Raw genomic sequence first — 11,910 nt, forward strand, 5'->3', positions numbered from 1 at the left:
CTATTTCGACTGTTTTCTATGCTTATTGTATTATATTTTCTTGTTTAGAAAAAATACAGGCTACTTTAGTAGATATATCGACCACTTTCGAAAAATACGGGCCACTTTGGTAGAAATACAGGTCACTTTTGAAATATACAGGTCACTTTCCATAATGAGTCAGCTTCACTAATCAAAACAAAGGAATCTTACACAGATTCCTTTGTTGGGGAAACTCCAGTTTTGTCAGATAAAGCAAACATGACCCAATATAGGAATGCACTTAATAAGGCAAGTGCAGCTAATATTACAAATGTCCAGTCATAGCCAATCCATACAGTTAGAGGGATTGAAATCGGTGCAATGGTTTTGCCGATCGTAAAGCGAAGGCTTGCTGCTGCAAAATATTGTCCTCTCATATGATCAGGGGCAATTTTTGAAACAAAACTCTGCTGAATGCCTGCGGCCATTAATTCACCTAGAGTAAAGAGTGCCATCGCAAAAATTAATCCCCAAATCCAGTTTGTTTGACCAATCATAAAAATAGCTAGTGCATAGGTTAAAGAGGATAAAACAAAAACATTTCTCTCTCTATACTTCATCATCATTTTTGTAACGACTACTGTAAACAACGCAACTAGAAAGCCATTTTCAGAAAGCAGGATGCCAAATGCCTGCTCTCCATGAACAGTAAATGACCAATCCCCAAATTGAAGCAATGTCTGATTTTGTACAAATTCTTTCATATAGACAGGGAGCAGAAGATCGAGCTGCATAAATGTCTGTGCTGCTAAAACACCGGCTATAATAAAAAGCAGAAACGTTTTATCCCGAAAGATAATGCCGTAATCCCTAATTTGATCGATTAAAACCTTGTGCCATTTCTTATTTTCTTGGGGAGTTCCAGTTTGTTCTGGAACTGTTTCACGCGTCATTTTGGCAAGAAGTCCTGAAAGAACCATACAGATAATCCCTGCCGCAAGAAGCAGCTGATAGCGATAATCTGTATAAAAAATGGCACCTAAAATCGGACCGACGACAACTGCTATATTAATAGATGTATAGAAAATAGCGAACACATGGCTGCGGTCCTTTTCCTCTACAACATCAGCAACCATTGCTTGGCTTGCTGGCCAATAGAATGAGCTGAAGACACCGACAAGTGCAAAGCAGATAAACCCAATCCATGGGGAGTTTAGCCATGGAGAACTAGCTAGGGCAAAAACAAGATAGCATATCCCCTGCCCGAAAGCTGAAAGAACCATCATCGTTTTACGCCCAAAGCGATCAGCGAAATACCCGCCCATTAAGTTAGCTAATACTGAAAATACTTGTGAAAAAATAAGCATCAAGCCAGCTTTGTCTTTCCCGAATTCACCAGCAAAATAAATGGTTAAAAACGGAAAGAACATCCAAAAGGCAATATTTAAAGCGGCTTCCCCAAATAATCGAACCTTTAAATTTGAATCCCACTCTCTAATTCTCATGCTGTTTCCTCAATTTCCTTTTTAGAATAACGCTATCATACTACCAATTTTGAGGAAAAAACAAGAAATATTTGAAAAAAGCAAGGAGTCAAAACATTCAAATTGGATGAAAGATAATTAGTACACAAAGAACATAAGGACAGTAGTTAAGATCCCAACCCAAATACTTAATAAAATACAGTAACCCATGATGTGACGAATATGAAGGCCAACTACAGCTAAAATTGGCAGTGCCCAGAAAGGCTGAATTAAATTTGTCCATGCGTCCCCCCAGCCAACAGCCATGGCGGTAATCGCAGGATCGACACCGAGCTGAATGCCTGCCGGAACTTGAAGCGGACCTTGCAGCGCCCATTGGCCTCCGCCAGAAGGGGCAAGAATGTTAACGAGACCTGCAGTCCAATAAGTAAAGATATCAAATGTATCTTTACTTGCAATAGATGCCATGCCATTAATAATGGACTCTGCCAGTCCTGAACTGCCTAATACGGCAATGATTCCTGCGTAGAAAGGAAACTGAAGAATAATTGGGGATATTGCTGTCCCTGCCTCTTTAAATGCCTTTGCATATTGTCCAAGTGATTTATGGAGAATAAGTCCAAGTGATAGAAAGAGAATATTAATGATATTTAAATCGAGGTCTCTTCCATTAATAAATTCATAAACAACATAAACCATCCCAATTAATCCGGTTATAATGCCTAAAAACGAAGTATTTTCTAATCGTTCAGCAGGAGTGGATTCTATTTCATTTTGAATCTCAGTTTCTTCTTTTTTTGACTGAGAAGAATAGGAAATGATGCCTTTTTTAGGTGCCATAAGTACAATGAAAATAGGAAGTGTAATTAATAGGGCGAGGAAAATAATAATTGTGCCGGGATGAAAGATGGTTTCGGAAGTTGGAATGACTCCCATAACATTTTCTAGGAAGTGCCCTTTAGTAGCGACGGTCAAGCCAATTGAACTTGATAAGCCTGCTGTGTAAAGGGCAGTTGGGGTATAGGCAGCTGCAACTAATAGAGGGAAGTGAGCTTTTTTATTCCTTTTGCCTAATTCACGGGCAATTATGGCTCCAACAACAACAGCGAGTCCCCAGTTAATATAATAGGCTGCTGATGATACAAGAAAGGTCATGACATAAGCTTGATTGGCCGTTTTTGCCTTAGATGCAAGAAACGCTAGCATTTTTTCAACAATAGGTACAGAAGCTAAAGCCATTCCGGTCATTAATAGGAGAACCATTTGCATCGTAAAGGCTAGATAGACCCAGAATCCATCACCAAATGATTTGAAAAGTTCTACAGGTTCAGATGGCTTCATAAAGAATCCGAGGACAAAAACTAGAAGGGTCATTAATACGGCAATGACAAACGCATCAGGGAGGTATCTTTCAGCAAGCTTTGAAAAGCGGTCTGCAATTCTATTTAACATATTATCACTCTCCTTCATTAAATTAGTACATGCTATGAAAGGAGACGAGCTATTTATGACAAAAAAGAAAAAGAGGGGATATTGTTCATTTAGAAGCTGAACTTCAATATGATAGAAATTACTCATTGCTTTCATAAAAAAACGTATAAATTCAGAATTACTGAATCCATTAAGGACGTATGCTATATTTAACTTACGGAAATTTGAAAGGATGTTTTAAATATGGCAAAAAGTGTTGTAATTGCTGAAAAGCCTTCAGTTGCACGTGATATTGCACGTGTGATGAATTGTAATAAAAAAGGAAATGGATATCTTGAGGGTGATAAATATATCGTTACTTGGGCACTTGGTCATCTAGTTACACTTGCCGACCCAGAGAGCTACGATGTGAAATATAAAACATGGAATTTAGAGGATCTTCCGATGCTCCCTGAGCGTTTGAAATTAACGGTGATTAAGCAGACGGGGAAACAGTTTCAAGCTGTTAAAAGTCAGCTGACTAGAAAGGATGTTAATGAAATCATTGTAGCTACAGACGCAGGAAGAGAAGGAGAGTTAGTTGCACGCTGGATTATTGATAAAGTAAAAGTCAATAAACCGCTGAAACGTCTATGGATTTCCTCTGTTACAGATAAAGCGATTAAAGCAGGCTTCGCTAACTTAAAGCCTGGTAAGTCTTACGACAATTTATATGCTTCGGCTGTTGCACGTTCAGAGGCAGACTGGTATATCGGTTTGAATGCAACACGTGCTTTAACAACAAGGTTCAATGCACAGCTAAATTGTGGACGTGTACAAACACCGACTGTAGCAATTATTGCTGCGCGTGAGGATGAAATTAAGAATTTTAAGGCAAAAACCTATTATGGCATTGAAGCCCAAACAGCCAATCAATTAAAGCTGACTTGGCAAGATGTAAAAGGGAACAGCCGCAGCTTTGATAAAGAGAAAGTCGATTTAATTGTGAAGAAATTAGGCAGCAAAAATGCCATTGTGACAGAAATGGAAAAAAAGCCGAAGAAGTCATACGCTCCAGGACTTTATGATTTAACAGAGCTGCAGCGTGATGCAAATAAAATTTTTGGATATTCTGCAAAGGAAACGTTAAATATTATGCAAAAGCTTTATGAGCAGCATAAGGTTCTAACTTATCCACGGACGGATTCACGATATATTTCTTCCGATATCGTTGGAACAATCGCAGAACGTTTAAAAGCATGTGGAATCGGGGAATATCGGACACTAGCAAATAAAATCTTATCTAAACCGATAAAAGCTTCTAAATCATTTGTTGATGACAGCAAGGTTTCTGATCACCATGCTATCATTCCAACAGAAAGCTACGTGAATTTTTCAGCCTTCACTGATAAAGAACGCAAAATTTATGATTTAGTTGTTAAACGATTCTTAGCAGTATTGTTCCCAGCCTTTGAGTATGAACAATTAACCCTTCGTGCGAAAATTGGTGAGGAGTACTTTGCTGCTAGAGGAAAAACAATTTTATCGCTTGGCTGGAAGGAAGTATACGAAAATCGCTTTGAAGATGATGATGCTGCAGATGATTTGAAGGAACAGCTTTTGCCCCGCATCGAAAAAGGCGATACATTACATGTAAAATTAATTGCTCAAACATCAGGTCAAACGAAGCCCCCTGCACGTTTTAATGAGGCAACGTTACTTTCGGCGATGGAAAATCCAGCAAAGTATATGGAAACAGAAGATAAAAAGTTAGCAGAAACGTTAAAATCAACCGGTGGTCTAGGGACTGTTGCAACCCGGGCTGATATTATTGATAAGTTATTCAATTCATTCTTAATCGAAAAGTGCGGCAAAGATATTCATATTACATCTAAAGGCCGGCAGCTATTGGATTTAGTGCCTGAAGAGCTAAAATCGCCTAGTCTAACAGCTGAGTGGGAGCAAAAGCTGGAAGCCATCGCAGCAGGGAAGCTAAAAAAAGAAGTCTTTATTGGCGAAATGAAAAAATATACGAAAGAAATTGTATCAGAAATTAAATCAAGTAATAAAAAATACAAGCATGACAACATTTCTACAAAGAGTTGCCCGGACTGTGGAAAGCCAATGCTTGAAGTGAACGGCAAAAAAGGCAAAATGCTTGTGTGCCAAGACCGGGAATGCGGACACCGAAAAAATGTTGCACGTGTAACAAATGCACGCTGTCCGCAATGTAAGAAAAAGATGGAGCTCCGTGGGGAGGGAGAAGGCCAAATTTTTGCTTGTGTTTGTGGGTATCGTGAAAAGCTATCGGCATTCCAAGCTCGCCGTAATAGGGAATCTGGCAATAAAGCAGATAAACGGACTGTGCAAAAATATTTAAAACAGCAAGATAAACAAGAAGAACCGATTAATAATGCATTAGCTGAGGCATTAAAAGGGTTAAAATTTGATTAAGGAAAAATAAATGGTCGGTCTGATTAATTGAGCAAGCCTTTATGTACGAAGTAAAACCCGTGAAGTTGAAATTAGACAGACCGACATTTATATATTTGGTTTAGGGGAGTTAAGCTTGAACGTATTTATTACTTTACCCTACTAATAATCTAATAATCTAACTTGTTAAAATTTTACAATTATTCATTGACAATTCATAAATTCTAAACGTAAAATTAATTATATTCGGAAAATTTTCGATTGGAATGATTGCTATGACTTGTCAATTAATAGCTCGTTCATACAAAAAAGGCTGTATTTCAAACGCTTGTTTGAAGTACAGCCTTTTCTTTATCTCACTAATGTATTGAGGAGGAAGGAAATGGTTATTTTATCTGGAAACACGTTAACATTGGAGGAAGTAAGAAAGGTTTTATTTAATAACGAAACGGTTTCTGCATCTGAGGAAAGCATGGATGCTGTTAGAAAGAGTCATGATGCTGTAAAAAGAATTGTAAATGAAGAGAGAGTAGTATACGGAATTAATACTGGATTTGGAAAATTTAGTGATGTTCTCATTCATCCGAATGATGTAAACGATCTTCAGCTTAATCTTATTCGCTCTCATGCATGTGGAGTGGGGGAACCGTTCCCTGAACTTGTTTCTCGCGCTATGGTGCTTTTACGGGCAAATGCGCTGCTGAAAGGATTTTCAGGTGCACGCCCAATTATTATTGAGCGTTTGCTTGATTTAGTGAATAAAGGGATACATCCAGTGATTCCGCAGCAAGGTTCCCTTGGTGCAAGTGGAGATCTTGCACCGTTATCTCATCTTGCACTCGTATTAGTAGGAGAGGGTGAAGTTTTTTATAAAGAAGAAAGAAGGTCTTCTCATGAAGTTCTTTCAGAAGAAGGACTTGAGCCTCTTACATTAGAAGCGAAAGAAGGACTTGCCTTAATTAATGGGACACAGGCAATGACTGCTATGGGGGTTGTTGGATATCTGGAGGCAGAGAAGCTTGCCTATCAAAGTGAACTAATTGCTGCGGTTACGATGGAAGGCTTGAATGGCATTATTGATGCTTTTGATGAGAAAATTCACTTAGCAAGAGGCTATAAACAGCAAGTTGATACGGCTAGGAGAATCCGAGAATACTTATCAGGGAGTGCTTTAATTACGAAACAAGGAGATATTCGTGTGCAGGATGCATATTCCATCCGCTGTATTCCTCAAGTTCATGGGGCGTCATGGCAGGCACTTGATTATGTAAAAGAAAAGCTAGAAATTGAAATGAATGCCGCAACGGATAACCCGCTCATTTTTGATGATGGGGATCATGTCATTTCAGGCGGAAACTTTCATGGGCAGCCAATTGCCCTTGCAATGGATTTTATGAAGATAGCTGTTGCGGAACTTGCTAATATTTCTGAGCGCAGACTTGAGCGTCTTGTTAATCCGCAGCTTAGTGATTTGCCGCCATTTTTGAGCCCAGAGCCTGGTCTTCAATCAGGGGCAATGATTCTTCAATATGCTGCTGCGGCCCTAGTGTCTGAAAATAAAACATTAGCCCATCCGGCAAGTGTGGATTCCATTCCCTCCTCGGCAAACCAAGAGGATCATGTGAGCATGGGTACAATTGGTTCGAGACATGCGTATCAAATTATTCAGAATGTGAATAATGTCCTTGCAATCGAACTAATCTGTGCACTTCAGGCTGTAGAGTACAGAGGAATCGAGAATATGGCAACTAAAACAAAGCGCTTTTATGAAGAGGCACGAAAGATTGTTCCTTCCATTACTAAGGATCGTATCTTTTCAAAGGATATTGCAGCATGCTCGGAATGGCTTAAGGATGTAAAAATAGAATCAATGTAATGTGAAAGAGGGTCTAAGTGGATTAGACCCTCTTTTCTAATTTTATCTATCTTCCTCTTCCTCGACACGATTTTTGAAGGCTTCCTGAACAACAAGAAATTCTTCATCCTCCTGTGCTTCTGTTGACGCACGTTTTTCAGTTTCGGCAATGTCAGGGAAATTTCCTGGATGGTTTTTCTTTTTATGATTAAAATGTTCACCGCGTGCGATAATAAACACCCCTTTCCTTTATCTTCAAGTAGCTTCCCCATAATTGAAAAACCTATGTAGAATAAATTTGCAGATTACTTTTTTTTATAAGGTAGACTAGGTAATAGCATTATTTAAGAAATATGTCCTTTCCTGGTACGTTTGTCCATTCGATTATTTATTGATTACATATTCTATAGTAACTGAATGGGAAGGAGGGGAACTTTATGTGCAGAAATTGTAATAGAAATAACCACGATAACAACAATAACAATAGACCCGTTCTAAATGCTGACCAAGTTATTATTCGTGCCAACCGAGTTTTTGTGATGGGTGCGGAAGATAATAATAATAATGGTCATCATTGCAGAAGAGGAAATGTAGCAGGTGCTGAAGACAACAATAGACACTGCTGCAGAAGAAGATGCTGCTGGTTCTAATTAATGAATGGAGAAAGCAGGGATGATTAGTCCCTGCTTTTTATATTATTGTCAAGCTTAGCTTCTTATCCCCTATCAACCTTCAGGTTCCCTCCCTGCGATAAGTCAACATCGGCTCGCTCTTGCTCACCGTTTTTCTTTATCGAGAGAACCGACTCTTCAGCGTTTGTATGGCAATGACCAAGGCGCTTGCGCATTTCTTATTGTCCTTTATTTAAATACATAATATAAATGAAAAAAATTAAATATGTAATTTCACCTAAAGCTTATAAGAATTTTGTCGAAATAAGAAATAAGAAATCATTTAATATTATCATGGAGTAAGCAACACAATTTTGTTCGGAAAAATCATTCATAGATTAATAGAAATAGGTGAGGACATATGGATAAAACATCGTTAATTGGATTAATATTAGGATTCATAGCTGTAGGGGTAGGGATGGTTTTAAAAGGAGTCGACCTGCATGCATTAGCAAACCCAGCGGCAATCCTAATTATCCTTGCGGGGACAGCAGCAACTGTAATTATTGCGTTCCCAACTAGTGAAATCAAGCGAGTGCCCAAGTTATTTGGCGTTATTTTTAAGGAAAAAAAGCAAATGGATCCGATCGATCTAATCAAAATGATTTCTGAGTGGGCACAATTGGCAAGAAAAGAAGGGCTGCTGGCTCTTGAAGCAAAAACAAGCGAAATAGATGACCCCTTTCTCAAAAATGGTCTGTCACTTGCTGTAGATGGACAGAGCGCTGATTACATACGTGATGTTCTAAGCGAAGAAATTGAGGCAATGGAAGAAAGACATTCAGCAGGTGCGCTGATTTTTACACAAGCTGGAACATATGCTCCAACTTTAGGAGTTTTAGGTGCCGTTGTAGGTTTGATTGCTGCATTAAAGGATATGAGTGATACAGATGCTTTAGGGCATGCGATCAGTGCGGCTTTCGTTGCAACCTTACTAGGGATTTTCACTGGATATGTACTTTGGCACCCATTTGCTAATAAGCTAAAACGTAAATCAAAGCAAGAAGTGAAGCTTAAATCAATGATGATTGAAGGTGTATTATCTGTCTTGGAAGGTGAAGCGCCAAGAGTGATTGAGCAAAAATTAGCATCATATTTACCTGTTGGGGATAGAAAGAAATTTCTTGAAGAAAGCAGCGTGAAGAAGGATGAGTAAACGTAAAAAGAAAAAGAATCATGAAGAAGGACATGTGGATGAATCTTGGCTGCTTCCTTATTCTGATCTCCTAACTTTATTGCTAGCCTTATTTATTGTCTTATTTGCTTCAAGTTCTATCGATGCTGTTAAGTTTCAGGCGATTTCAAAAGCGTTCAGCAGTGCACTTACTGGGGGAACTGGGATGATGGAATTCCCAAGTCCATTGCCTGAAGGACAAATGCAGGCTGATGAAGAGACAGAGGATACAGAAGCTGAAGATCCGAATGGGCTGAAGATTGATAAAAAGCTGCTCCAAAAAGTAGATCAGGAAGAATTAGAAGCTATCCAAGAGAAAGTTAACAAATATATTGAAGAGAATCATTTAGCAGGGAAACTGCAAACCTCTTTAACTGGTGAAGGGTTAATGGTTTCTATAAGGGATAATGTGTTATTTGCACCAGGAAGTGCGGATGTTAGGCCTGAGGATTTAAAGATTGCAAACGAAATAGCTGAACTGCTTGTCATGGATCCGCCACGAAATATTATTATTAGCGGACATACGGACAATGTTCCAATCGGAAACGCTCCTTTTGATTCGAACTGGGAACTAAGTGTTATGCGGGCAATTAATTTTATGAAAATTATTTTAAAAAATGATGAACTCGATCCAAGGATGTTTAGTGCGAAAGGCTTTGGTGAATTCCAGCCTGTCGTTTCTAATGATACAGTTCAAGGAAAAGCAAAAAATAGAAGGGTAGAGATTTTAATCTTGCCAAGAACAGAAGCTGAACCTGAATAGGTTTGGCTTTTTTTGGCTGATTAGAATATACATTCATTAATTTTGAATGTATAAGGAAAACTGCTAATATACTGCATCCTAAAATATGAAAGGATTATTCATTAATCTCCTGCTTAGCCGCTTTATCTGGTTTTGTCATATGATCGATTAGAATTCCCAGACCAAATAATGAAACAATAGGGATGATAAAATTCAATATCCAAATAAATGTCATATAAATCCTCCTAAACACTGTAAATATATTATTTACATTATATTCTAAAGTTCACGAAAAATACAACAAATATTCAGAAAATATACGCAATTTAACATTGACAAAAAAAGAACCCTTAAAAGGGCTCTTTCCTCATAATGAAATATCAGCTTCCGAATGAAGCAGATTCTCTCTCGTTGATCTCTTGCCATGAAGAAAATAATATGCAAGTAAAGCAAGAAGGACAACAACAGCAAGAACTAAATATAAAGTGGATAGATCCGTATATACTGCGATAACACCTAGAGCGTAAGAACCAATTCCAATACCTGAATCAAAAAATGTAAAAAATGTGGATGTTGCTAATCCCCTTTTTGAAGGGACTGAATTTTTGATGGCAACAGTTTGCAAACTTGGTGAAAGACTTCCGTAGCCTAGTCCAATAATAGCTGCAGAAAATAGGAATAGGAAGGTGCTATTTGCCTGACTTAGCAGGACCATTCCAGCAGCAAACAAAATAATGGATGGGTAGACAATTTTATTTTCTCCATACAGGTCAAACCATCTCCCCGTAAATGGTCTTGATATCAGAATGGCAACAGCATAAACGACAAAGAAAAAGCTTGCTGCCTTAAACAGTCCTAATTCCTTTGCATAAACAGAAATAAATGAAAGGATTCCTGAATAAGCAAGAGCTAAAATTCCGCCTACAATGGATACTGAAATAGCATTTTTTTCGAAGAAGCTGCCAATCGAAAATGTGGAATGTACCGTTTCCTCAGGAATTGAAGCCTCTGGAATACGGACAATAAATGACAATAGGAGTGCAAAGAACGCTAAGATAGTGCACACGATAAAGAGAAGCGTAAAGCTTGATATCTGAATAATCGTTAAACCTGCAAACGGACCAATGACCATCGCCAAATTCATAAATAAAGCATAATAGCCAAGTCCTTCCCCTTTTCTTTCATTCGGAACAATATCAGCTATGATCGCTCCAGTTGCAGTTGTTGCCATGCCAAAACCGATTCCATGTAAGAACCTGAGTCCAAGCAGCAGTGGAATAGAGTCTGTCCATACGTATAAAAAACTTGAGACGGAAAAGATAATAACGGAAGAGAGCAGGATTTTTTTTCGTCCGATCGAGTCAATCCATTTTCCTGTAAATGGGCGGCATAAAACGGCTGCGATTAAAAATACAGCAACAATCAATCCTACTTGCGTTTCATTTCCGTGTAATTCATCTAATACATAAATTGGCAATGTCGTAAGCAAAATATAAAATACGAGAAATAAAAATAAACTAATAAAGGAAACTCCTAGAAAGTCCTTTGTCCATAATGGTTGTTTCTTCATGATGACCTCCGTGAAAAAGTAAGTTTGATAACTAGATGTTTATTGAGAGTGAATGTTAGCTTGAAGCAGGGGTTAGACGAGGACAAAGAAGCAATCGGCGAGGAGCCGATTGCTAAAGATCTTATCAGAGCCAAGCAAACTTAAAGATTTCCATTCATTCTTCCAATAACTTCCATCATTGTGCTGATTTCTTCGTCACTAACATTTTTTAATATATTTTTCTCACATGACCGTACCGCTGCAAGCCAAACTTCATATTTTTGGATGGATGCGTTTGTCAGATTGATCTTTTTCTCCCGTTTATCTGTTCCAGGCACTTTTGAAATCCAGCCTGCCAGCTCTAATCTTGCTAAAGTACGTGTCATGGTTGGGGCTTCAACACCTAAGTAAAGGGATAAATCCTTTTGAGTTGCTGGTCCGTTAGTTTTTAGAAGATAGATAATGGTCCATTGAGCGGAATATAAGCCTAAAGGGACAAGCACCTCGTTTAATGATTTAGAAAAGTGACGAGTGAATTGGTTTATGGAATGAAAGAATTTACTTTGATTTTCGTTCATAAAATCACCTAGATAAAGTAGTTACCTAGCTAAGTATATTCTTCTGCTCTAAA

The 11,910-nt window shown here is 38.3% G+C and carries 10 protein-coding genes; 5 read left to right on the forward strand and 5 right to left on the reverse strand.

Going from position 1 to position 11,910, the window contains the following annotated elements:
• Positions 1–188: 188 nt before the first annotated feature.
• A complete protein-coding gene (locus C1726_RS10140; RefSeq protein WP_102273028.1) occupies positions 189–1,466 on the reverse strand; it encodes an MDR family MFS transporter in 1,278 nt (425 codons plus the stop codon).
• Between the two features lie 117 nt (positions 1,467–1,583).
• Entirely contained in the window at positions 1,584–2,897 is a 1,314-nt protein-coding gene (locus C1726_RS10145; protein ID WP_102273029.1) for a short-chain fatty acid transporter, read from the reverse strand.
• A gap of 222 nt (positions 2,898–3,119) precedes the next feature.
• Here C1726_RS10145 and C1726_RS10150 point away from each other — a divergent pair, with 222 nt between their 5' ends.
• Entirely contained in the window at positions 3,120–5,309 is a 2,190-nt protein-coding gene (locus tag C1726_RS10150) for a DNA topoisomerase III (protein WP_102273030.1), read from the forward strand.
• 361 nt (positions 5,310–5,670) lie between these two features.
• The gene (hutH, locus tag C1726_RS10155; protein ID WP_102273031.1) at positions 5,671–7,164 is read left to right on the forward strand and encodes a histidine ammonia-lyase; all 1,494 of its coding nucleotides are present in this window, start codon (positions 5,671–5,673) and stop codon (positions 7,162–7,164) included.
• A 42-nt stretch (positions 7,165–7,206) separates the two neighbouring features.
• On the opposite strand, the gene C1726_RS26150 is transcribed toward hutH, so the two are convergent.
• Complete coding sequence (locus C1726_RS26150) at positions 7,207–7,383, reverse strand: hypothetical protein (RefSeq protein WP_180968175.1); 177 nt, start codon at positions 7,381–7,383, stop codon at positions 7,207–7,209.
• Between the two features lie 197 nt (positions 7,384–7,580).
• On the opposite strand from C1726_RS26150, the gene C1726_RS10160 reads away from it, so the two are divergent.
• The 3 genes from C1726_RS10160 (at position 7,581) to motB (ending at position 9,751) form a co-directional block, all read left to right on the forward strand.
• Complete coding sequence (locus C1726_RS10160; protein ID WP_102273032.1) at positions 7,581–7,793, forward strand: hypothetical protein; 213 nt, start codon at positions 7,581–7,583, stop codon at positions 7,791–7,793.
• Between the two features lie 382 nt (positions 7,794–8,175).
• Positions 8,176–8,970: a flagellar motor stator protein MotA gene (motA, locus tag C1726_RS10165; RefSeq protein WP_102273033.1), complete on the forward strand. Its 795-nt coding sequence runs from the start codon at positions 8,176–8,178 to the stop codon at positions 8,968–8,970.
• Positions 8,963–9,751, forward strand: a complete 789-nt coding sequence (gene motB, locus C1726_RS10170) for a flagellar motor protein MotB (RefSeq protein WP_102273034.1) — start codon at positions 8,963–8,965, stop codon at positions 9,749–9,751. Before motA ends, motB begins: the two co-directional genes overlap by 8 nt.
• 346 nt (positions 9,752–10,097) lie before the next feature.
• Here the strand turns inward: motB and C1726_RS10175 are convergent, their stop codons facing one another.
• Complete coding sequence (locus C1726_RS10175; RefSeq protein ID WP_102273035.1) at positions 10,098–11,300, reverse strand: MFS transporter; 1,203 nt, start codon at positions 11,298–11,300, stop codon at positions 10,098–10,100.
• Positions 11,301–11,440: 140 nt separating this feature from the next.
• On the reverse strand, positions 11,441–11,857 hold the full coding sequence (locus tag C1726_RS10180) for a MarR family winged helix-turn-helix transcriptional regulator (protein ID WP_102273036.1): 417 nt from the start codon (positions 11,855–11,857) through the stop codon (positions 11,441–11,443).
• Positions 11,858–11,910 lie beyond the last annotated feature (53 nt).

It is taken from the genome of Cytobacillus massiliigabonensis (assembly GCF_900199725.1).
GTDB classification, from domain to species: Bacteria; Bacillota; Bacilli; order Bacillales; family Cytobacillaceae; genus Cytobacillus; species Cytobacillus massiliigabonensis.

Excerpts from the sequence above, each read along its gene's own strand:
- C1726_RS10140 (WP_102273028.1), bottom strand. The coding sequence starts at position 1,466 with ATGAGAATTAGAGAGTGGGATTCAAATTTAAAGGTTCGATTATTTGGG.
- C1726_RS10145 (WP_102273029.1), bottom strand. The coding sequence starts at position 2,897 with ATGTTAAATAGAATTGCAGACCGCTTTTCAAAGCTTGCTGAAAGATAC.
- C1726_RS10150 (WP_102273030.1), top strand. The coding sequence starts at position 3,120 with ATGGCAAAAAGTGTTGTAATTGCTGAAAAGCCTTCAGTTGCACGTGAT.
- hutH (WP_102273031.1), top strand. The coding sequence starts at position 5,671 with ATGGTTATTTTATCTGGAAACACGTTAACATTGGAGGAAGTAAGAAAG.
- C1726_RS10160 (WP_102273032.1), top strand. The coding sequence starts at position 7,581 with ATGTGCAGAAATTGTAATAGAAATAACCACGATAACAACAATAACAAT.
- motA (WP_102273033.1), top strand. The coding sequence starts at position 8,176 with ATGGATAAAACATCGTTAATTGGATTAATATTAGGATTCATAGCTGTA.
- motB (WP_102273034.1), top strand. The coding sequence starts at position 8,963 with ATGAGTAAACGTAAAAAGAAAAAGAATCATGAAGAAGGACATGTGGAT.
- C1726_RS10175 (WP_102273035.1), bottom strand. The coding sequence starts at position 11,300 with ATGAAGAAACAACCATTATGGACAAAGGACTTTCTAGGAGTTTCCTTT.
- C1726_RS10180 (WP_102273036.1), bottom strand. The coding sequence starts at position 11,857 with ATGAACGAAAATCAAAGTAAATTCTTTCATTCCATAAACCAATTCACT.